Here is a 20,660-nt window from a genome sequence, read left to right as displayed (position 1 = left end):
GATCCGGATCGGGGGCGGGCGATGAGGATCGGGCCGATCGCCGATTTCGCCGGCTTCGTCCTGCGGCGCAGCGGCGGCCGGGGGATGACGGCGCTCGTCCTGCTGCTGCTCGGCAGCCTGTCCGAAGGCGTCTCGATCCTGCTGCTGATCCCCTTGCTCCAGTTCGCGGGCGGGGCGGGCGGCGGCGTGCCGATGGCGAGCCTGCCGCTGGTCGGGCATCTGTTCGATCCGGCTACCCGGATCACCCTCGTGCCGCTGCTCGGCTGCTTCCTGGCCTTCGTCACGGCGCAGGCGGTCCTCACCCGCTTCAAGGCGGTCCATGTCGCGCGGATGATGCAGCTCTGCGTCGACGCGATCCGGCTGCGGCTGTTCCGCGCGATCGGCGCGGCGCGCTGGACCCGCGTCGCGGCGACCCGCGCCGCCGATCTCCAGCAGGCGCTGACCGGCGATGTCGAGCGGGTCCGCGCCGCCGTCTACAACCTGCTGCTGCTGTTGCAGGCGCTGGTCATGGTGGCGATCTATGCGGTGCTCGCCGCGGCGATCTCGCCGGTGATGACCTTGTTCGCGGTCGGCGTCGGCGGCGTGGTGCTGCTCGCGCTCTATCCGGTCCGTCGCCGGGCGACCCGCTTCGGCGAGACGCTCGGCGCCTCGCTGGCCGACCAGCAGCACATGATCTCCGAATTCCTCGCCGGCATGAAGGTCGCCAAGGCGTTCAACGCCGAGGCGGGCTATGCCGCGCGGCTGGAGGCGATGCTGCGCGAGGTACGCGACGAGATGCTCCGCTTCGCCCGCGCGACCGCCAATGGCACGCTGCTGTTCCAGCTCGTCGGCGCGGTCGCGGCGGTCGGCTTCATCCATGTCTCGGTTGCGGTGCTCCACCTGCCGCTGGCGCGGATCGCGGTGCTGCTGTTCCTGTTCGTCCGGATCGGACCGCGCTTCAACATGATCCAGGATTCGCTCCAGCAATTGCTGTCGCACCTGCCCGCCTGGCAGGATTCGCGGCGGCTGATCGCGCGGTTCGAGGCCGATCGCGAGAAGGACGAGGGCGCGGATCTCGCCGCCGTCCCGCCGTTGCGGCACGAGATAAGGTTCGACCGGGTCGGCATGGATTACGGCGCGGGCGGCCTGCCGGTGCTCCGCGACGTCAGCTTCGCCATTCCCGCCGGCCGGATCACCGCGATCGCGGGACCATCCGGCAGCGGCAAGACGACCTTGGCCGACATGGTGATGGGACTGGTCGAGCCGAGCGCGGGCAGGGTGCTGCTCGACGGCCGGCCGCTCGACGGCTGCGGCCTGCGCGCCTGGCGCGATCGGGTCGCCTATGTCCCGCAGGACGGCTTCCTGCTCAACGACAGCATCGCCGCCAACCTCGCCGTCGCCGCGCCGGGCGCCGATGCGGCGCGCATGTGGGCGGCGCTGGAGGCGAGCGGCGCGGCCGGCTTCGTCGCGCGCATGCCCGCCGGGCTCGACACCGTCGTCGCCGATCGCGGCATCCGCCTGTCGGGCGGCGAGCGCCAGCGCATCGCGCTCGCCCGCGCGCTGCTGCGCCGTCCCGACCTGCTGATCCTCGACGAGGCGACCAGCGCGCTCGACGAGGATAATGAGACGCTGATCATCCGCTCGCTCGAACGGCTGCGCGGGACGATGGCGATCCTCGTCATCGCCCACCGCGCCCGGATCACCGCGATCGCCGACCAGGTCGTCCAGATCGAGCAGGGGCGCGTGCGCGTCTGCGGCCCCGTAAGCCTCGACGGCGTCGTCCCTTTCCCCCCGCAGCGGACCGGCCCTGCGCCGGCCGCCGTCGTCACCCGGTCCGCGTCGCATGGCGAGTGAACCGCTCCCCGCCGGCGGCCTCGCATCGGCGCTCGACGGCGCGTTCGATCGTCCGGCGACGACGGAGGCCGTCGCGACCGGGATCGATCGCCGCGCCGAGCACGCCCTGTTGCTGTCGCTGCTGGCGAGCGCGCTCGACGGCGTCCCCCGGCCGCTGCCGCCGCGCGGCGACCGGTTCGACTGGGACGAACTGATCGGCATGGCGGCGCGCGGGCGGCTGCTCGTTCAGGTCCAGCACGGCCTGCTCGTCAGCGGGATCGCGGCGCCGCCCAGGGTCGGCGCGGCGGTCAAGGCGTTCCGCCAGCGGGCGCTGATGATCAACAGCGTCAACCTGTCGACCGTGCAGCGGGTGAGCGGCGCGCTCGATGCGGCCTCGGTCGGCTTCGTCGTGCTCAAGGGGCCGTTGCTGCTGCGCGCGCTCTATGGCGATTATTTCGCCCGGCCCTCTTCGGACCTCGACCTGCTGGTCGATCGCCACGATTATGACCGCGCGGCGGAGGTGCTGCGCGCGCTCGGCTATGCGCCGGCGGAGCGTTGCGAGAGCCGCTGGTGGCTCCATTATCTGGGCGAGCAGCATTTCGTGCCGCCCGGCCGTTCGCTCGCCACCGTCGATCTCCACCACCGCGTCCAGCAGCCGGGCTGCCCGGCCCCGCGCGAGACCGCTTCCTATATCGGCAACGGCCGTCGCATGGCGCTCGGCAGCGCGGACATCCCGGTGCTGTCGACGATCCACGCCTGCCTTCTCGCCGCGATCGGCTTCGTCAAGGCGGCCTTCCATCGCGAACATTCGCTGCGCTACCTCGCCGACCTCGCGGCGCAGCTCCTCGCCATGTCCGAGCAGGAACGCCATGTGCTCGACGTCGTCGCGCGGGCGCAGGGCATCCGCCACCTCCTCGCCTTCGCCTGGGATTGCGCGGGGGTGCTGCTGCCCGTCGCGCTGCCGCCGGCGCCGGTCCGGCGGCCGATGCGGTCGCTCGACCCGGCGACGCTCGCCGCGATGAGCCTGTCGCCCGAGGACCCGGCGATCGCCTGGCCGAAGCGGCGCCACCTGCTCTGGCACCTGTGCGATCCGATCGGCCCGTTCGGGCGGATCGGTGCCTATGCGGGCGAAGCCGGCTTCGCCGCCGCCGCCGAGATCAGCCGCCTGATCTCACGCTAAGACGAACAGTGACCATATCATTTCGGCTCGAATAAGTAGATCACCGAAAGTCATTTCACGCCTGATCGGCTTTTAGGATTCGTAAACTGTCCGCCTTCATGGCATTGCGCATGCGAGCAGGCGGGCAATCATGAATTATAGCGGCGAGATCGTCGGGGATGCGTCCTCGAATACATATTCTATTGGTACGGTTCCGAAATATATTGTCGAACTGACGGGTGGCGGCACCGACAAGGTGATCGCGCAGACCAACTATGTCCTGCCCGACAATGTCGAGAACCTGGAGATCTGGGGCAGCTATGCCGGGGTCGGCAATGCGCTCGCCAACCGGATCGTCGGCAATGGCGAATCCAACCAGCTCGAGGGGCGCGGCGGCAGCGACACGCTGACCGGTGGCGGCGGATCGGACGTCTTCATCTTCGGCGCGGGATCGGGCAACGACGTCGTCAACGACTTCAAGCCGGGCAATGCCGCCGACGCCGACGTCATCCGCCTTGCCGGCCTCACCGATTTCAAGAGCTTCGAGACCGTCCTCGGCGCGATGACGCAGCAGGGCAGCGATGTCGTCCTGCGCCTGTCAGGCCAGGATGCGGTGACGATCAGGAACGCTACGATCGGCGACTTCACCGCTGACAATTTCCAGCTTCCGCTCGACCGGTCGGGCCTGACGCCCAGCTTCGCCGACGAGTTCGACCGCTTCGACCTGTGGAGCAAGGACGGCGGCGGAACATGGAAGACCTGGTATGGCGGGGGCGCCTACAAGAGCGGCCTCGACAACCGGACGCTGCGCGGCAATGGCGAGGAGGAGATCTACGTCGATCCGCAGTTCAAGGGGACCGGGGCCACGGAGCTTGGCCTCAATCCCTTCCGGATCGCCGACGGCGTGCTCACCATCACCGCCAGCGACATGCCCGCCGATGCAAAGGGCGCGCTGTGGAACTATGACTATATGTCGGGCGCGATCACGACGCGCGACGTCTGGTCGCAGACCTACGGCTATTTCGAGGCGCGGCTGGAGCTGCCCGACGAGAAGGGGGCGTGGCCGGCCTTCTGGCTGATGCCCACGGACGGCTCCTGGCCGCCCGAGATCGACATCATGGAAGCCTATGGCACCGAGCAGACGGTCCAGACGCTCCACACCAAGGAGACCGGCGCGCATACCCAGTCCTACACCAAGACCTTCGTCGACGGCGCGACCTCGGGCATGCACAGCTACGGCCTGTTGTGGACCGAGGATTCACTGACCTGGTATATCGACGGGACCGCCGTGAAGACGGCGCCGACCCCGGACGACATGCACAAGCCCTTCTACATGATCCTCAACCTGGCGGTGACGTCGGGGACGACGGGATCGCTGCTGGCCGACTACAAGATCGACTATGTCCGCGCCTATGCGCTGTCGGAGCTGCCCTCCGCGCCGGGGCAGGCGCGGGCCGGCGACGACATGCTGACCGGCACCGCCGGGCATGACGACATCCAGGGTGGGGCCGGTGCCGACACCATCCATGGCGGCGCGGGCAACGACCATCTCTACGGCCAGTCGCCCTATGGCGGGCCGGACGGCGCCGATCTCATCGATGGCGGCGACGGCAGCGACTATCTCCAGGGCAATGCCGGCAACGACACGCTCGACGGCGGCAACGGATCGGACCGGATCAACGGCGGCGCCGACGACGACTCGATCAGGGGCGGCGAAGGCAATGACAGCATCAACGGCAATCTCGGCAACGACCATGTCGATGGCGGGATCGGCAATGACTATCTGCGCGGCGGGCAGGGCAACGACACGCTGATCGGCGGCGACGGCAACGATATCCTGTCGGGCGATCTCGGCGCCGACCTGCTGACCGGCGGGGCGGGGATCGACCGCTTCGTCTTCGCGGGCAGCGGCTCGACCCTGGCCGCGCCCGATCGCATCGCCGATTTCCAGGATGGGGTCGACCTGCTGTCGATCGGTTTCAGGCCCGCCGCGGTCATGACCGGCGCGGCGCAGGCCAGCCTGTCGGCGGCGGCGGCCGAGGCGCAGCATCTGTTCGACGCCCATCCCGGCCTGGGCGAGGTGGCGGCGATGCGGGTCGGCGCCGATACCTATATCTTCTATTCGGGCAGCGGCGGGGCCACCGTGGATTCGGCGATCAACCTCGGCGCGGTCGATCCGGCCTGGATCGGCACCGCCGATTTCGTGGTCTAAAGTCTCGTGAGGCTCATTTGATACACCACCTCCGCACATCCTGAGGAGCGGAAGTGGTGGAACACACGGTACTCTGGAGGCCTATTCCACCGTCACCGACTTGGCGAGGTTGCGGGGCTGGTCGACGTCGGTCCCCTTCGCCACGGCGACATGATAGGCGAGCAGCTGGACCGGGATCGCGTAGACGATCGGGGCGATCAGCGGGTGGACCTTCGGCATGGTGATCGTCGCCATGCAATTCTCGCCCGCCGCCTGGATGCCGTCATAGTCGGAGATCAGCACCACCTTGCCGCCGCGCGCCTGCACCTCCTGCATGTTCGACACGGTCTTGTCGAACAGCGGGCCGCTGGGCGCGATAACGATGACGGGGACATTCTCGTCGATCAGGGCGATCGGCCCATGCTTCATCTCGCCGGCGGCATAGCCCTCGGCATGGATATAGCTGATCTCCTTGAGCTTCAGCGCCCCTTCGAGTGCCAGCGGATAGTCCGGCCCCCGGCCCAGATAGAGCACGTCGCGGGCGCCGGCGATCACGCTCGCCATCGCCTCGATCGATTCGTCATAGGCGAGCGCGCCGTTGATCGCGGCCGGCGCCTCCGACAGGTGGCGGACGATCTCCTTCTCCGCCTTGGCGTCGAGCCGGCCCTTGGCCCGCGCCAGATTGGCGGCGAGCGCGGCGAGCACCGCGAGCTGGCAGGTGAAGGCCTTGGTCGACGCGACGCCGATCTCGGGCCCGGCATGGGTCGGCAGCAGCAGGTCCGCCTCGCGCGCCATGGTCGAAGTGGGGACGTTGACCACCACCGCGATCTTCTGCCCTTCCGATCGGGCGTGGCGCAGCGCCGCCAGCGTGTCGGCGGTCTCGCCCGACTGGCTGATGAACAGGGCGAGGCCGCCGTCCTCCATCACCGGCTCGCGGTAGCGGAACTCCGATGCGACATCGAGGTCGACCGGCACGCGGGCGAACTGCTCGAACCAATATTTGGCGACCATGCCGGCATAGAAGCTCGTCCCGCAGGCGACGATCGACACGCGGCGGATCGCGCCCAGGTCGAAGTCGGGGATCGGCAGCGACACCTGCTCCTCCAGGCGGCGGACGTAGGATTTCAGCGTCTGCGCCACCACGATCGGCTGCTCGTAGATCTCCTTGAGCATGAAATGGCGGTGGTTGCCCTTGTCGATCGACAGGCTCGACACGCCCGAATGGACGACGGCGCGCTCGACCGGCTGGTCGTCGCGGTCGTAGATCTGGGTCTTCTCGCGGGTGATGACGACCCAGTCGCCCTCCTCGAGATAGGCGATCTTCTGGGTGAGCGGGGCGAGCGCCAGCGCGTCGGAGCCGAGATAGGTCTCGCCATTCTCGCCATAGCCGACGACCAGCGGCGAGCCGAGCCGCGCGCCGATCAGCATGTCCGGGTTCTGGCGGAACAGGATCGCCAGCGCGAAGGCGCCATGCAGCCGCTTGAGGTTGGTCCGCACCGCCTCGACCGGGTCCATCCCCGCCTCGACGTCGGCGGAGATCAGGTGGGCCACGACCTCGGTGTCGGTCTGGCTCTCGAAGGTGCGGCCCTTGGCGATCAGCTCGTCGCGGAGCGGCTTGAAATTCTCGATGATGCCGTTGTGGACCAGCGCCACCTCGCCGGTCGCATGGGGGTGGGCATTGTCCTGGGTCGGCGCGCCATGGGTCGCCCAGCGGGTGTGGGCGATGCCGATCACCCCGGGCAGCGGCTCCGCCGCCAGCTTCTTCGCGAGATTGTCGAGCTTGCCCTCGGCGCGGCGGCGATCGAGCGCGCCGTCGTGGATCGTGCAGATGCCCGCCGAATCATAGCCGCGATATTCGAGCCGCCGCAGCCCTTCGAGCAGCCGCCCCGCAACGTCTTCCTTGCCCAATATGCCGATAATGCCACACATCGACCACGCCCCGCATCCGTCACGACCATCCGGCCGCTTCGTGCTCAAAGCACTATTAATCGCGGCTGACAATCGGGAGGATGGATTGGGTCTGGGAAGCGCCAGATGCTCCGTCATCCTGGCGGAAGCCAGGATCTCCCTGCCTTTCTCCGTTCCGGGGCGAGAAACGAAGAGAAGTGAGATCCCGGCTTTCGCCGGGATGACGCTGTCGTAGCGGGAAACGATCCCTATTTGCGCGCGGCCTTCTTGATCTTCATCGCCTCGCGGAAGCGGGCGGCCCATCCGGCGCGGCTCTCCTGCTGGCCGCGCGCGACGGCCAGCGCATCGGCCTCGACGTCGCGGGTGACGGTCGATCCCGCGCCGACGATCGCGCCGTCGCCGATCGTCACCGGCGCGACCAGCGCGCTGTTCGATCCGATGAACGCGCCCTCGCCGATGACGGTGCGATATTTGAGGAAGCCGTCATAGTTGCAGGTGATCGTGCCCGCGCCGATGTTCGCCTTCGCGCCGACGTCGGCGTCGCCGATATAGGAGAGGTGGTTGGCCTTGGCGCCCTTGCCGAAACGGCCGTTCTTGACCTCGACGAAATTGCCGATCTTCGCGCCCTCGCCGATGTCCGCTCCCGGCCGCAGCCGCGCATAGGGGCCGATCTCCGCGCCGGTCCGCACGGTCGCGCCCTCGACATGGCTGAAGCCGTGGATGGCGACGCCGTCCTCGATCGTCACCCCGGGGCCGAACACGACATGCGGCTCGATCACCACGTCGCGGCCGACCATGGTGTCGTGGCTGAACCATACCGTCTCGGGCGCGATCAGCGTCGCGCCGTCGGCCATCGCGGCGAGGCGGCGGCGGCGCTGCCATTCGGCCTCGACCGCGGCCAGCTCGGCGCGGCTGTTGACCCCGGCGACCTCCCAGGCCTCGGCCTCGACGACGACCGACCGGCCGCCCTCGGCGCGCGCGATCCGGACGATGTCGGGCAGATAATATTCGCCGGCGGCATTGTCGTTGCCGACCTGGGCCAGCAGCCGCCACAGGTCGCGGCCGCGCACCGCCATCAGCCCCGAATTGCACAGGTCGATCGCGCGCTGCTCGGTGGTCGCGTCCTTATATTCGACCATGTCGTCGATCGTGCCGTCGCCGCGCGCGAGGATGCGGCCATAGGCGAGCGCGTCGTCGGGCCGGAAGCCGAGCACCACCGCGACCGGCGCGTCCTCGCCCTGCAACCGGTCGAGCATCCGCCGGATCGTCTCGGCCGGCACCAGCGGCACGTCGCCGTAGAGGATCAGGACGTCGCCGTCGAAATCGGCGAGCGCGGCCTCGCCCTGCTGGACGGCATGGGCGGTGCCGAGCTGCGGCTCCTGCGTCGCCACCTCGACGCCGAGCGGCGCGACGAACGCCTCGACCTGCTCGCGCCCCGCGCCGGTCACCACCAGCTTGCGGGCGGCGCCCAGCCGGTCGACCGCGGCGATCAGATGGCCCAGCATCGGCTTGCCCGCGATCGGGTGCAGCACTTTGTGGAGATCGGATTTCATGCGGGTGCCCTTGCCGGCGGCAAGGATCAGGGCGGCGAAGGGGCGGTCGGTCATGATGCGCTGCTCTGCCACGAAGCGCTTGCCTTTTCCATATCGCCCGGGCGATGGAGCGCGCCATGCCAGCCGATTTTCCCTTCGACGTCGTCGCCTTCGATCTCGACGGCACCCTTGCCGACACCGCGCCCGACCTCACCGCCGCGCTCAACCACGCGCTGGGCGTGCTGGGACGGCCGCCGGTGCCGGCCGAGGACGTCCGCCACATGGTCGGCCATGGCGCCCGCGCGCTGCTCCAGAAGGGGCTCTCCGCGACCGGCGAGATGACCGACGAACTGGTCGAGCGGGGCTTCCCTATCTTCATCGACTATTATCTCGACCATATCGCCGACGGGACGCGGATCTTCCCGGGCCTGAACGCGGCGCTCGACCGGCTCGCGGCGCGCGGGGTCAAGCTCGCGGTCTGCACCAACAAGGCCGAGCATCTGGCGCGGCGCTGCATCGACGAGCTCGGCTGGAGCGACCGCTTCGATGCGCTGGTGGGCGGCGACACGCTGCCCGTCCGCAAACCCGACCCCGCGCCGCTGTTCGAGGCGATCGCGCGGTGCGGCGGGGGCAGGGCGGCCTATGTCGGCGACTCGATCACCGATACCGATACGGGCATCGCCGCCAATATCCCGACGATCGCGGTGACCTTCGGCTTTTCCGATCGCCCGGTCGATCAGCTCGGCGCCGCCGCGCTGATCGACCATTTCGACGACCTCATTCCGACCCTCGAACGGCTGGCGCGCGCGGCGGCCTGATCGCCGCGCGGCCTCTCAGCGCCGCCAGGCGACGATCGAGATCGGGAAGAGGAAGCGGACGCCGTCCGCCGCGCGCCAGGCCTGCACGCCGATACGATCCTCGCCGCTGGCGATGTCGGCGTCGAACATCGCGTCGAGCGCGGCCATGTCGTCGGCGTCGGCGAGCGTGGCGAGCAGCGCCTCCAGACGATAACCGTCGACGATCGCCTCCTCCAGTCCGGCGATCCGGCCCAGCCCGCGCAACTGGTCGAGCGTCAGGGCGCTGGTGTGCGACGGATCGCGCAGCGTCTCCATCCGGTCATAGGCGGCCTGGCATTCGGGCGCGGGGGTCGCGTCGATCACGACGATCCGGCCGCCGGGGCGGCAGACGCGCCGCATCTCGGCCAGCGCCCGGCCCGGCTCGCGCAGATGGTGGAAGCTGTAGCGGGTGACGACCCGGTCGAAGCTGGCGTCGGCGAAGGGCAGGTCGGTCGCGTCGCCGGTCCGCCAGTCGAGATTGGCGAGGCCCGCCGCCGCCTGGCGCACCCGCGCCTGCTCGATCATCGCCGGGGTCAGGTCGATCCCGGTGACGTGCGCGGCGTGGGCGGCGGCGGCGCAGGCGACGATGCCGGGGCCGCAGGCGACGTCGAGCACCGTATCGGTCGGCGCGATCACGGCGGCGGCGAGGGTGCGCGCCATGCCGTCCTCGGCGGAATGGATCGGCAGATCGGCGAAGGGCTGCGCCCATCGCGTGAACTGGCTGATGATCCGGTCATTATGCTGGCTGTCGTCGTTCATCTCGTCCTCCCGAAATCGAGGAGGGGCTATAGCCTTGGCGTGGATGGCCGGCTAACGTCGATCGGTCATTGATCAGCGCGAATCGGCCAATGCGTACCCTCGACCAGCCCGCCACCCGCACCGCGCTCGAAGATTATGGGCTGGCCCGTCCCAGCGGGCAGGGCTTCTCCTTCCGCGATCCCGAGCGCGCCATTTCCTATGACTGGCACGATCATCCCTATCACCAGCTCATCTATGCGGTGGTGGGCACGATCCAGATCGAGACCGATGCCGCCCGCCATCTCCTGCCGACCGGCCGCGCCGCCTGGATTCCGGCGGGGCAGAGGCATCGCACGCTGGTCCACGACGTCGACACCGCCTCGCTCTATTTCGCGCCCGAGGCGGTTGCGGACGGCGGCGGGCGGGTGCGCATCCTCGTCGCCAGTCCGGTGATGCGGGAGATGATCCTCCACGCGCTGCGCTGGCCGCAGGCGGTGGCCGAGCGCGATCCGGTGGCGCGCAGCTTCTTCGGGACGCTGGCGCTGATGTGCGACGAGTGGCTGGAGAGCGAGCTGCCGCTCAGCCTGCCGGGCGCGCGGCATCCGGGGATCGTCCGGGCGATGGACCTGGCGGCGGTCGACCCGGCGGGGATCGACCTGCCGGCGGCGCTCGCCGCCGCCGCCATGTCGGAACGCAGTTTCCGCCGTGCCTTCTCCCGCGAGACGGGGATGGGCTGGCAGGCCTGGGTGGCGCAGCTCCGCATCCTGCGGGCGATGGGGATGCTCGCCGATGGCGGCCGCGTCACCGACGTCGCGGCCGAGGTCGGCTATGCCTCGCTCAGCGCCTTCGCCAAGGCCTTCGCCCAACTGGCCGGCGAAGGGCCGGCCGACTATCGGTCGCGGGTGAGGGGCCGGACAGGGGGCGATCGAGGCTGACGTTCAGATATTCTCGGGGAAGGCGAGGGTGCAGGCGATCCCCTCGCAGCACAGGTCCATCGGCTTCAGGCCCGGCGAGATGAGCGGGCGCAGTTCGGCAAAACGGTCGAGCGCCCGATCGGCGACGATGCCGAGGTCGAGCAGGATCATCCCGCTGTCGCGCACCGCGCCGAGGAAATCGGTGATCGTCATGCCGTTGAGCTGGGTGCGATAGGCCTCCCACTGGCGCGGCGGCACCGTCGGTTCGAGCTCCGCCGCCGATCGGGTGAGATGATCCCACGGCCCTGCGCGAAGATGGTGTCCGGCGGAGGAGTAGAACAGCGGATCGGCGAAGATGACGACCCGGTTGCCCCGGGCCGGGACGAAACGGCGCAACGACATCAAGGTGTGGGCGAGGTCGTGGATATGCTCGAACACATTGTTCGACATGACATAGTCGAAGCCGCCCATCTCGCCGAGCGTGTGGGTGGTGCCGCTGATCATCTCGAACGCGTCGAGCCGGTCGCCCAGGCCAGCCTCGACCAGCGCGGCCTCCAGCGCGTCGGTGCGCGCGGGGGCCGGATCGACGCCCACGACATGCGCCGCGCCGCGCTTGAGCGCCCATAATATCTCGGGGCCGAACTGCGATCCGATGACGAGGATGCGCTTCCCCGCCGGGTCCATCCGCGGACCGAAATAGCGGGAGAGGTGGCCGTCCCACTTGCGCACATAGGCGGCAAGCTCGGCGGTCGGGAGGTCTTCCAGCATCAGTGACGGTCCTCGAACCAGAGCTGGACCGCGCTCTTGGGACGCAGCGTCAGCCGGCTGACCGGTTCGGGCCGGGGAATGTCGGGATAGCGCAGGCGGAAGGCGCGGACGATGCTGGCGAGGATCAGCATGCCCTCCTGCTGCGCGAAGCCCGCGCCGATGCAGATGCGCGGCCCCTTGCCGAACGGCATATAGGCGCGGCGGCAGGCCTCGGCCTCCTCGGGATCGTCGAACCGCTCGGGCGCGAAGGCGTGCGGGCATTTCCAGTTGTTGCGGTTGCGCTGGATCAGCCAGGGCGAGATCACGATCATCGCGCCCTTGTGGAGCAATTTGTCGCGCATCGTCGTCGGTGCCGTCACCTCGCGCACCAGGAAGCTGACCGGCGGATAGAGGCGCAGCGTCTCCCGGAACAGGTTGCGGACGCCGCCCAGCGCGCGCAGATGCTCGAAGGCGATCGGCTCGGCCTTTGTCTCGCGATCGATCTCGGCGAGCAGCGCCTCCTGCCAGTGCGGACATTCGGCGAGCAGGTAGAGCGCCCAGGTCATCGCCGATGCGGCGGTCTCGTGCCCGGCCAGGAAGATGGTCGACACCTGCTCCATGATCGCCTGGTAGCTGAACGGCTCGCCGCTTGCCGGATGGCGCGCCTCGAGCAGCGACTGGAGGATGTCGTTCCCGGCCTCGCCCCCGCCGCTATGCCATGCGTCGTAGCGCGCCTTCACGATCGGGCCGAACACGGCGTGGATCTCCGCCGCCGCGCGCGCCGCGCGCCGCCGATAGCCGAACAGCGGCAGGCCGTAGAGCTTGAGCATCGCGCCCGGCTGGATGTTCTTCTGATAGCGGTGGAAGGCGTGGTAGATGCGGTCGGCGCTGGCCTGGTCGAGCTTCACCGAGAAGATGGTGCGGTAGATGATGTCGGCCGCGACATGGGTCATCAGCGGGTCGACCGCGATCGGCTTCGACCGGTCCATCGTCGCGATGGTGGCCAGCAGGTCGTCGACCGCGCCCTGCATCGCGGGGAAGACGCGCTTGAGGTTGGTGTGCGCGAAGGCCGGGTTGACCATCTCGCGCTGATCTTCCCAGTCCTTGCCGTTGGCGGAGAAGACGCTGTTGCCGATCAGCGGGTCGAGCAGCTCGTGCTGGAAGCGGTGCTTGGGGAACACCTTCTCCCGGTCGTCCATCACCCGCTCGACCACCGACAGGTCGTTGGCGATGAAGAAATCGAGCCGGGGCAGGCGGATCTCGCCCATCTGCATCGTGTAGCTGCGCTCGAACAGCGTGTGGATCCAGCTGTTCCAGCCGGTCAGGAAGCGCTTGAACAGCGACGCCTTGCTCCGGTGCGGGACGGGGTAGGGGGGCGTGAACGGCCCTTCGCCCTCGGGCGCGTCAGCCATGGTTCTCGGCCTTGAAGGCTTCGATCGACGCGGCCAGCGGGCGCGGGCCGGAGCTGATCGCGAGATAGTCGAGCGGCGAGATGCGGTCGAAGGTCCTGAGATAGTCGAAATGGGTCTCGTATTTGTTGCGGCGGCGCGCCTGATAGGTCGCCGGATCGCAATATTTGAACCAGCGCGGGCTGGTCTGGAACAGCCGGGCGCGGCGCGGTCGGGCGCAGCTCACGCAGGGGTCGATCCCGGCGATGCAGGCGCCGTCGGTGATCGATCCGATGTCGAGCCAGCGGAAATCGCCCTGGCCGACCCGTTCGAGCAGCGCATGGAAGCGGCGGCTGTCCTTGCGGTTGCCGATCAGGGCGATGCACGACCCCAGCGTCACCAGGCTGAACCGGTCTGGCAGGGCGCCGCCACAGGCGTCGAGCAGCCGGGCCATGATCGGCACCGCGAGGATCGATCCGTTGCTGTGGGTGACGAACAATATCTCGTCCCAGTCCTCGTCGAGGCTGGCGCGGATCTGGCCGGCGAACTCGGCCATCCGCTCGTCGACGTCGGCGGGCAGGCGGTCGCTCGCCAGCGTGTCGTTGAAGATGATGAAGCGCAGCAGCCAGAAACCCTGGATCTTCTTCACCACGAACAGGGCCACCGCGAGGCCTACGAGGGCCGCCGCCGCGACGCCCCAGGTCGACCCCAGCAGCAGGATCAGCGGCAGCGCGAGCAGCAGGCCGAACAGGACCGGCAGCAGGATCGTCGAGACGCCGGGATAATAGAAGGCGAAGCGGACCCCGAAGGGGAAGGTCCGGACGATCGGCCAGTCGAGCAGCCGGGTGAAATTCCAATAGGCGACGACCGACCGGCGGAGCAGCGCGAGCGGATTCTTGACCCAATGGCTGCGCACCACGTCGTCCCAGCCGAGGAAGACATGGTCGGTGACGGTGTCGCCGCCCTCCTTCTCCCCGCCTTTGTCCTCGACCGTCCAGGCGACCGAATGGGGCGGCTCGCGCCGGCGCTTGCCGACCGCGATCTCGCGGCCGGCCTTCGCCCCGAACAGCGCCGCCTGCTCGGCATAGAGCTGGTGGTAGAAGCGAGCGCCCCGGGGATCGAAACCGCTGAGATAGAAGATTTTGCGCTTGAACGCCGGCATCGCCGCTGCTTACTCGACCCATGGCTGACAGGGAACGTGACTATTGTCTCTTCATGGACGGCTCCAGGCATAATCGCAATGCCGGCTGCCGCGCCCATGACAATGCCTATGGGATCTATGGCGGCGGCACCGAGCGCGACCGCCGCGCCGCCGACCTCGCCCTGTTCCGCCACATGCGCGCCAACCGCGATCCGCTGGCCTTCGTCGTGCTCTATTTCACGACGGTCTACGGCTGGTTCTTCTTCAACTATCACGGCCGCCCCTGGCGTGGTCAGCTCGTGCGGAAGCTGTTCCGGCGCTATTGAGTTTCTCAACCATCGTCATGCCAGCGGAGGCTGGCATCCATGTCTGTATTCCTCTCAGATGCCATCTGGCTGATGAGAAACATGGACCCCAGCCTTCGCTGGGGTGACGGGTGGCGAAGGGCAACCCCCGCCTGCCTGACGCCTTATCTTCGCAGATGATCGAGAGGAGAACAGAAAACGCCGCCCCGCATGCTAGAGCGGTTCACGATCTGATTGCATCAGATCGGCCGCTCTAGGTGATTGTTTTACCGCGATTTCCGAGCCGGCAGATGTTTCCATCTGCCTAGAAATCGCTCTAGGCGAGTTGCGTCGGCATTATGACAAGGTGGTCGAGGGGCGAAGCGTGGCGGAGGTCGACAAGGACCTCGTCAACCATCCGGTCGACAAGCTCGAAGGGGTGCTGAAGGGGCTGTGATCCGTCCCGGCCTGCGCCGGGGCCCCCTCATTCGTCGCCCGATGCCTCGCCGCCGTCGGCCAGGTCCTCGCCCACCACCGCGTCGTCGGCGGGGGCGATCTCGCCGGTGCCGTCGCCCAGGTCGGCCTCGGCCTCGTCGTCGCTCTCCTCGATCCGCGCCGCGCCGACGACATGCTCGTTGTCGGAGACGTTGAACAGGCGGACGCCGGCCGAGTTGCGGCCGATGACGCGAGTGTCGCCGACCGAGAGGCGGATCAGCTTGGCCTGGTCGGTGACGAGCATGAGCTGCTCGCCATTATGCGCCGGGAAGCTGGCGACGACCGGGCCGTTGCGCTCGAGATTGTCGATATTGCCGATGCCCTGGCCGCCACGGCCGGTCCGGCGATATTCATAGGCCGAGCTGCGCTTGCCATAGCCGTTGGCGCAGACCGTCAGGATGAACTCCTCGGCGGCCTCGAACTCGGCCATGCGTTCGGGCGACAGCGTCGGGTCGGCCTCGTTGTCCTTCCATGGCGCGGCGCGCAGATAGGCGTCGCGCTCCTCGGTGGAGGCGTCGAAGCCCTTGAGGATCGACAGCGAGATCACCTCGTCGTCGCCCTTGAGCAGGATGCCGCGTACGCCGGTCGAGGTGCGGCTCTGGAACTCGCGCACGTCGGTGGAGGCGAAGCGGATCGCCTTGCCGCCGCGGGTCGCGAGCAGGACGTCGTCCTGCTCGGTCAGCAGCGCGACGCCGATCAGCCGGTCGGTGGCGTCCTCGTCGAAGCGCATCGCGAATTTGCCGTTGGTCGGCACATTGGCGAAGGCGTCCATCGAGTTGCGGCGGACATTGCCGTGCGCGGTCGCGAAGACGACGTGGAGCGTGCTCCAGCTCTCCTCGTCCTCGGGCAACGGCAGGACGGTGGTGATCTTCTCCCCGTCGGCCAGCGGCAGCAGGTTGATCATCGGCCGGCCGCGCGCCTGCGGCGCGCCCTCCGGCAGGCGCCACACCTTCTTGCGATAGACCTTGCCGTGGTTCGAGAAGAACAGCACCGGCGTGTGGGTGCTCGTCACGAACAGCTCGGTGACGGCGTCCTCGTCCTTGGTCGCCATGCCCGAGCGGCCCTTGCCGCCGCGGCGCTGCGCGCGGAAGGCTTCGAGCGGGGTGCGCTTGATGTAGCCGCCGTGGGTCACGGTGACGACCATGTCCTCGCGCTCGATCAGGTCCTCGTCGTCGATGTCGTCGCCGGCGGGCGCGATCTCGGTGCGGCGGGGCGTCGCGAACTCGACCAGGATCGCGTCGAATTCCTCGACCATCACCTGGTAGAGGCGGACCCGGTTGCCGAGGATCTCGAGCAGCTCGGCGATCGATTCGGCGAGCTTGGCAAGTTCGTCGCCGATCTCGTCGCGGCCGAGCGCGGTCAGGCGGTGCAGGCGCAGGTCGAGGATCGCGCGGACCTGGACCTCGCTGAGCTGGTAGGTCGGCGCGTCGCCGATCGTGTCGACCGCCTCGACCAGCTTGATGTAGGATTCGATCTCGCCGCGCGGCCATTCGCGCGAGATCAGCGCGGCGCGCGCCTCGGCGGGGCTCGCCGACCGGCGGATGATCCGCACCACCTCGTCGAGGTTGGTGACCGCGATGACGAGGCCGAGCAAGATATGCGCCCGCTCGCGCGCCTTGTTCAGCTCGAACTTCGAGCGGCGGGTGATGACCTCCTCGCGGAACTTGACGAAGGATTCGACGATGTCGCGCAGGTTCAGCGTCTCGGGCCGGCCGCCGCGGATCGCGAGCATGTTGGCCGGGAAGCTGGTCTGCGCCGGGGTGTGGCGCCAGAGCTGGTTGAGCACCACGTCCGGGGTCGCGTCGCGCTTCAGGTCCATGACGATGCGGACGCCCTGGCGGTTCGACTCGTCGCGGATGTCGGAGATGCCCTCGATCCGCTTGTCCTTCGCCGCCTCGGCGATCTTCTCGACCAGGCCCGACTTGCCGACCTGGTAGGGGATTTCGGTCAGGACGATCGAGCGGCGATCGCCGCGGCTTTCCTCGACCTCGTGGCGCGAGCGCATGATGATCGAGCCGCGCCCGGTATGATAGGCCTGCCGCGCGCCCGACTGGCCGAGGATCAGCGCGCCGGTCGGGAAGTCCGGGCCGGGCACGATCGCCATCAGCTCGTCGATCGAGATCGCGGGATTGTCGACATAGGCCTTGCAGGCCGCGATCACCTCGCCGAGATTGTGGGGCGGGATGTTGGTCGCCATGCCGACCGCGATGCCGCCGGCGCCGTTGACCAGGATGTTCGGGAAGCGCGCCGGCAGCACCTGCGGCTCGTCGCGCGAGCCGTCATAGTTCGGCGTGAAGTTGACGGTGTCCTTGTCGAGGTCGTCGAGCAGGGTCATCGCCACCTTGGCGAGCCGCGCCTCGGTATAGCGCATCGACGCCGGCGGATCGGGGTCCATCGAGCCGAAATTGCCCTGGCCGTCGATCAGCGGCACCCGCATCGCCCAATCCTGGGCGAGGCGCGCGAGCGCGTCGTAGATCGAGCTGTCGCCGTGCGGGTGATAGTTGCCCATCACGTCGCCGACGATCTTCGCCGACTTGCGATAGGGCCGGCCCGGGACGAAGCCGCCCTCCTGGCACGCATAGAGGATGCGGCGGTGCACCGGCTTCAACCCGTCGCGCACGTCGGGAAGGGCGCGCGACACGATCACCGACATGGCATAGTCGAGATAGCTCGACTTCATCTCGTCGATGATCGAGATCGGGGAAATGTCGCTGTTTTCGATGGGCGGCGGTACGCTGGCCAAAGTCTTTGGGTCCGTGTTCGTTGAAGCGGTGTTCTGGCCCCGGAACGGGGCGGTCACATGCTCCTAACGAAGGACGGTCGCAAAGGCCAGAGCCGATCCTGCCTCCAGCGCGTAGCGTGGTGCTGTTACGATCCCGCGACGGGGTGCCTGTTTGGAAAATGCGGTTTCACCGCATTTTGCGGCACCGGCCCGCTCCCCCACCCGACCTCCCATCAAGGGATACACTGAGTGGGAGGTCGGGTGGGGGAGCGGGCCGGTGCCGCTCGAAATGATCCACAGGATCATTTCCCACCAAGATTCAACCCCAGTTGTTCGCCGCCAGCACGATCAGGAAGGCGATGATGACGAGCGCCAGGCCCCAGCCGAGGATGTAGCGCGTCATGTGCGGGGTCGCGCCGGCGCGGGCTTGCTCGGTGGTGAGCTCCACGCCATTGCCCTTGTCCCGATCGGTCGGGTGCGTCCGGCTGTCCATGATCCTCTCTCCCGTCGGCCCCTCCCGGACATCAACGGGCCGGGTCGCGGGATGTTCCTGTCGCGGATCAGCGGGTCTTGACGAAGCGCCAGGTCGAATCGTCCGATCCCTCGGCAGAATAGGCATAGCCGTCGCTGTCGAAGCCCTTCAGCCCCTCGGGGTCGGTGATCCGATGCTCGCACATCCAGCGCGCCATCATGCCGCGCGCGCGCTTCGCGCCGAAGCTGTTGAAGATCAGGCCCTGCGGCGCCAGCTCGCGGAAATCCATGGTGATGATGCGGATGCCCTTGGGCGGGGCCTGGTCGACCGCGTGCCAATATTCCTTGCTGGCGCAGTTGACGATCACGTCCGATCCCTCGCCGAGCAGGTCGGCCGCCAGCGCGTCGGAGATCTTGCTGCCCCAGAGCTGGTAGAGGTTCTTCTTGCGGCCCGGCGCCCAGCGCGTTCCCATCTCCAGCCGATAGGGGCGAATCAGGTCGAGCGGGCGGAGCAGGCCGTAAAGGCCCGAGAGGATGCGGACATGGTCCTGCGCGAAGCCGATCGCGGGCTCGTCGAGCGTCTTCGCCTCGAAGCCGACATAGACGTCGCCCGAGAAGGCGTAGAGCGCGGGCCGCTCCTCCTGGCCGGCGAAATCGGCGTAGCGGCCGGCGTTGAGCTTCGCCAGCTTGTCCGAGATGCCCATCAGCCCGGCGAGCTTCCTGGCGCTCAGCTTCGCGGCGGCCTGCGCGGTCGCCAGCGCCTCCTCCGCGAAGCGCGGCGCGGTGGCTTCGAGCGGGGGCAGCGGGCTCGTATAATCGAGCGATTTGGCGGGCGAGAGGAGCAGCAGCATGGCCCCGCCCTAGCTGTGCGGACGGAAGCGATCAACCGCCGGCGGTTCAATCCCCATTCAGCGAGTGGTGCCTAGAGCGCGACGAGTGAAGCCGGATCATTTCGCCCGCGCTTGTGCGGAACCGTGGGAGCGATTAGTCAACCGGCGTGTTTTACCGGCGGCCGTTCCCCTTGCGGTCGCCGTCTAGGAGGCCTGAAGCATGAAATTCACGTCCCGTTTTGCGCTCGTCGCGGCGCTTGGCGTTGCCGTCGCCGCGGTGGCGCCGGGTACCCCCGCCTTTGCCAAGAAGAAGGATGAGGCCGCCGCGCCCGCGCTCAAGATCGGCGAGGCGATCCGCAAGCCGCTCGCCGAGGCCGACACCGCGATCAAGGCCAAGAACCTCCCGGCCGCCGACGCCGCGCTGGCGCAGGCCAAGCAGCTCGCCAAGACTCCCGAGGAGCAATATGTCGTCGCCCAGTACGGCCTCAACGCCGCCCAGGCGAGCGGCGACCAGGCCCGGCTTTCGACCGCGCTCGACGAGCTGATCGCCACCGGCGAGGCCGCCAACCAGCTCAATGACGAGGCCCGTTCCAAATATTACTGGTTCCAGGGCCAGTTCGCCTATCAGGCGAAGAACTATGCCAAGGCCGAGGCTTCGCTGTCGCGCGCCATCGCCGCCGGCAGCACCGAGGCGGACGCCTATGCGATCTTGGCCGACGCCCAGTCGCGCAACGGCAAGACCACCGAGGCGCTGGCGACGCTCCAGAAGGTGATCGACGCCAAGGCCGCCGCCGGCCAGGCCGCGCCCAGCGAATGGTATGGCCGCGGCGCCGACATGGCCTCGCGTGGCAAGCTGCCGAACCAGTTCGTCAAGATCACCACCGCCTGGCTCACCGCCTATCCGGTCAAGCAGAACTGGCATGACTCGCTGTTCATCTATCGCCAGATGGCCGGCCTGTCGGGTGACGTCGATCTCGACCTGCTGCGCCTGTCGCGCGCGGCCGGCGTGCTGCCGCTGTCGGCGCAGTCCAACTATATCGACTATGCGCTGGCGGTGTATCTGCGCTTCCCGAACGAGGCGGTCGACGTCCTCAACGAGGGTATCGCGGCGGGCAAGCTGAATCCTTCGACCAGCCAGAACACGCGTGAGATCATCGCCCTGTCGCAGCCGAAGCTGGCGCCGGACAAGGCCTCGATCCCGGCGGCGGTCACCGCCGCCAACGGCCCGAAGGCGACCTACAAGTCGGTGATGACGACCGCCGATCTCGTCTATGGCTACAAGGACTATGCGAAGGCGGCCGAGCTGTACAAGGTCGCGCTGACCAAGCCCGGCGCCGACGCCGCCCAGGCCAATTTCCGCCTCGGCCTCGCGCTCGCCCAGGCCGGCGACAAGGCCGGCGCCAAGGCGGCCCTCGACCAGGTGACGACCGGCAACTACGCCGTGCTCGCCAGCTATGCGAAGGTCTGGGCGCAGACCCCGCCGACCTCCTGA

At 68.4% G+C, this 20,660-nt stretch carries 17 protein-coding genes; 8 read left to right on the top strand and 9 right to left on the bottom strand.

Annotated elements, in window-relative coordinates; translation table 11 throughout:
* Window positions 1–21: 21 nt before the first annotated feature.
* The 3 genes from HRJ34_RS09075 to HRJ34_RS09065 all read left to right on the top strand — a co-directional run bounded on the left by HRJ34_RS09075 (window position 22) and on the right by HRJ34_RS09065 (window position 5,183).
* Complete coding sequence (locus HRJ34_RS09075) at window positions 22–1,833, top strand: ABC transporter ATP-binding protein (RefSeq protein ID WP_208633908.1); 1,812 nt, start codon at window positions 22–24, stop codon at window positions 1,831–1,833.
* Window positions 1,823–2,992, top strand: coding sequence for a nucleotidyltransferase domain-containing protein (locus tag HRJ34_RS09070; RefSeq protein ID WP_208633907.1), 1,170 nt, complete (start codon window positions 1,823–1,825; stop codon window positions 2,990–2,992). Before HRJ34_RS09075 ends, HRJ34_RS09070 begins: the two co-directional genes overlap by 11 nt.
* A gap of 130 nt (window positions 2,993–3,122) precedes the next feature.
* The gene (locus tag HRJ34_RS09065) at window positions 3,123–5,183 is read left to right on the top strand and encodes a family 16 glycosylhydrolase (RefSeq protein WP_208633906.1); all 2,061 of its coding nucleotides are present in this window, start codon (window positions 3,123–3,125) and stop codon (window positions 5,181–5,183) included.
* An 81-nt stretch (window positions 5,184–5,264) separates the two neighbouring features.
* On the opposite strand, the gene glmS is transcribed toward HRJ34_RS09065, so the two are convergent.
* Both glmS and glmU read right to left on the bottom strand, forming a co-directional pair.
* A complete protein-coding gene (gene glmS / locus HRJ34_RS09060; RefSeq protein WP_016747349.1) occupies window positions 5,265–7,091 on the bottom strand; it encodes a glutamine--fructose-6-phosphate transaminase (isomerizing) in 1,827 nt (608 codons plus the stop codon).
* Window positions 7,092–7,318: 227 nt separating this feature from the next.
* Window positions 7,319–8,677, bottom strand: coding sequence for a bifunctional UDP-N-acetylglucosamine diphosphorylase/glucosamine-1-phosphate N-acetyltransferase GlmU (glmU, locus tag HRJ34_RS09055; RefSeq protein ID WP_030091649.1), 1,359 nt, complete (start codon window positions 8,675–8,677; stop codon window positions 7,319–7,321).
* A gap of 62 nt (window positions 8,678–8,739) precedes the next feature.
* Between glmU and HRJ34_RS09050 the strand changes: the two genes are divergently transcribed.
* Window positions 8,740–9,420: an HAD family hydrolase gene (locus HRJ34_RS09050; protein WP_100213059.1), complete on the top strand. Its 681-nt coding sequence runs from the start codon at window positions 8,740–8,742 to the stop codon at window positions 9,418–9,420.
* 15 nt (window positions 9,421–9,435) lie between these two features.
* Here HRJ34_RS09050 and HRJ34_RS09045 read toward each other — a convergent pair whose 3' ends face one another.
* Window positions 9,436–10,197: a class I SAM-dependent methyltransferase gene (locus tag HRJ34_RS09045; RefSeq protein ID WP_029993459.1), complete on the bottom strand. Its 762-nt coding sequence runs from the start codon at window positions 10,195–10,197 to the stop codon at window positions 9,436–9,438.
* Between the two features lie 89 nt (window positions 10,198–10,286).
* On the opposite strand from HRJ34_RS09045, the gene HRJ34_RS09040 reads away from it, so the two are divergent.
* Window positions 10,287–11,111 (top strand): AraC family transcriptional regulator, encoded by an 825-nt coding sequence (locus HRJ34_RS09040; RefSeq protein ID WP_208633905.1) that lies wholly within the window; start codon window positions 10,287–10,289, stop codon window positions 11,109–11,111.
* A gap of 3 nt (window positions 11,112–11,114) precedes the next feature.
* Here HRJ34_RS09040 and HRJ34_RS09035 read toward each other — a convergent pair whose 3' ends face one another.
* Genes HRJ34_RS09035 through HRJ34_RS09025 form a run of 3 tightly spaced genes read right to left on the bottom strand, consistent with a single transcriptional unit; the run spans window position 11,115 to window position 14,387 of the window.
* On the bottom strand, window positions 11,115–11,858 hold the full coding sequence (locus HRJ34_RS09035) for a class I SAM-dependent methyltransferase (protein ID WP_208633904.1): 744 nt from the start codon (window positions 11,856–11,858) through the stop codon (window positions 11,115–11,117).
* The gene (locus HRJ34_RS09030) at window positions 11,858–13,249 is read right to left on the bottom strand and encodes a cytochrome P450 (protein WP_208633903.1); all 1,392 of its coding nucleotides are present in this window, start codon (window positions 13,247–13,249) and stop codon (window positions 11,858–11,860) included. The genes HRJ34_RS09035 and HRJ34_RS09030 overlap by 1 nt, the downstream gene beginning before the upstream one ends.
* The gene (locus tag HRJ34_RS09025; RefSeq protein WP_208633902.1) at window positions 13,242–14,387 is read right to left on the bottom strand and encodes a hypothetical protein; all 1,146 of its coding nucleotides are present in this window, start codon (window positions 14,385–14,387) and stop codon (window positions 13,242–13,244) included. The genes HRJ34_RS09030 and HRJ34_RS09025 overlap by 8 nt, the downstream gene beginning before the upstream one ends.
* Before the next feature lie 20 nt (window positions 14,388–14,407).
* Between HRJ34_RS09025 and HRJ34_RS09020 the strand changes: the two genes are divergently transcribed.
* Window positions 14,408–14,692 carry a hypothetical protein gene (locus HRJ34_RS09020; RefSeq protein ID WP_012050735.1) on the top strand — a complete coding sequence of 95 codons (285 nt, stop codon included), beginning with the start codon at window positions 14,408–14,410 and terminating at the stop codon, window positions 14,690–14,692.
* 304 nt (window positions 14,693–14,996) lie between these two features.
* Window positions 14,997–15,107: a hypothetical protein gene (locus HRJ34_RS09015; protein WP_012050736.1), complete on the top strand. Its 111-nt coding sequence runs from the start codon at window positions 14,997–14,999 to the stop codon at window positions 15,105–15,107.
* Window positions 15,108–15,134: 27 nt separating this feature from the next.
* Here HRJ34_RS09015 and gyrA read toward each other — a convergent pair whose 3' ends face one another.
* The 3 genes from gyrA to yaaA form a co-directional block, all read right to left on the bottom strand.
* Window positions 15,135–17,888 (bottom strand): DNA gyrase subunit A, encoded by a 2,754-nt coding sequence (gene gyrA, locus HRJ34_RS09010; RefSeq protein ID WP_208633901.1) that lies wholly within the window; start codon window positions 17,886–17,888, stop codon window positions 15,135–15,137.
* A gap of 298 nt (window positions 17,889–18,186) precedes the next feature.
* Window positions 18,187–18,360: a hypothetical protein gene (locus tag HRJ34_RS09005; protein ID WP_012050738.1), complete on the bottom strand. Its 174-nt coding sequence runs from the start codon at window positions 18,358–18,360 to the stop codon at window positions 18,187–18,189.
* A 67-nt stretch (window positions 18,361–18,427) separates the two neighbouring features.
* Window positions 18,428–19,189 carry a peroxide stress protein YaaA gene (gene yaaA, locus HRJ34_RS09000; protein ID WP_012050739.1) on the bottom strand — a complete coding sequence of 254 codons (762 nt, stop codon included), beginning with the start codon at window positions 19,187–19,189 and terminating at the stop codon, window positions 18,428–18,430.
* A gap of 199 nt (window positions 19,190–19,388) precedes the next feature.
* On the opposite strand from yaaA, the gene HRJ34_RS08995 reads away from it, so the two are divergent.
* Window positions 19,389–20,660, top strand: a complete 1,272-nt coding sequence (locus HRJ34_RS08995; RefSeq protein ID WP_030091256.1) for a hypothetical protein — start codon at window positions 19,389–19,391, stop codon at window positions 20,658–20,660.

This window comes from Rhizorhabdus wittichii, from assembly GCF_017607425.1.
In the GTDB taxonomy this organism is placed as follows: Bacteria; Pseudomonadota; Alphaproteobacteria; order Sphingomonadales; family Sphingomonadaceae; genus Rhizorhabdus; species Rhizorhabdus wittichii.
This window is presented reverse-complemented; position numbering and strand designations above follow the sequence as displayed.

Coding starts and splice junctions, on each gene's coding strand:
- HRJ34_RS09020 (WP_012050735.1), top strand. CDS start 14,408: ATGGCTGACAGGGAACGTGACTATTGTCTCTTCATGGACGGCTCCAGG.
- HRJ34_RS09045 (WP_029993459.1), bottom strand. CDS start 10,197: ATGAACGACGACAGCCAGCATAATGACCGGATCATCAGCCAGTTCACG.
- yaaA (WP_012050739.1), bottom strand. CDS start 19,189: ATGCTGCTGCTCCTCTCGCCCGCCAAATCGCTCGATTATACGAGCCCG.
- HRJ34_RS09040 (WP_208633905.1), top strand. CDS start 10,287: ATGCGTACCCTCGACCAGCCCGCCACCCGCACCGCGCTCGAAGATTAT.
- glmS (WP_016747349.1), bottom strand. CDS start 7,091: ATGTGTGGCATTATCGGCATATTGGGCAAGGAAGACGTTGCGGGGCGG.
- HRJ34_RS09030 (WP_208633903.1), bottom strand. CDS start 13,249: ATGGCTGACGCGCCCGAGGGCGAAGGGCCGTTCACGCCCCCCTACCCC.
- glmU (WP_030091649.1), bottom strand. CDS start 8,677: ATGACCGACCGCCCCTTCGCCGCCCTGATCCTTGCCGCCGGCAAGGGC.
- HRJ34_RS09005 (WP_012050738.1), bottom strand. CDS start 18,360: ATGGACAGCCGGACGCACCCGACCGATCGGGACAAGGGCAATGGCGTG.
- HRJ34_RS09050 (WP_100213059.1), top strand. CDS start 8,740: ATGCCAGCCGATTTTCCCTTCGACGTCGTCGCCTTCGATCTCGACGGC.
- HRJ34_RS08995 (WP_030091256.1), top strand. CDS start 19,389: ATGAAATTCACGTCCCGTTTTGCGCTCGTCGCGGCGCTTGGCGTTGCC.
- HRJ34_RS09035 (WP_208633904.1), bottom strand. CDS start 11,858: ATGCTGGAAGACCTCCCGACCGCCGAGCTTGCCGCCTATGTGCGCAAG.
- HRJ34_RS09025 (WP_208633902.1), bottom strand. CDS start 14,387: ATGCCGGCGTTCAAGCGCAAAATCTTCTATCTCAGCGGTTTCGATCCC.
- HRJ34_RS09065 (WP_208633906.1), top strand. CDS start 3,123: ATGAATTATAGCGGCGAGATCGTCGGGGATGCGTCCTCGAATACATAT.
- HRJ34_RS09070 (WP_208633907.1), top strand. CDS start 1,823: ATGGCGAGTGAACCGCTCCCCGCCGGCGGCCTCGCATCGGCGCTCGAC.
- HRJ34_RS09075 (WP_208633908.1), top strand. CDS start 22: ATGAGGATCGGGCCGATCGCCGATTTCGCCGGCTTCGTCCTGCGGCGC.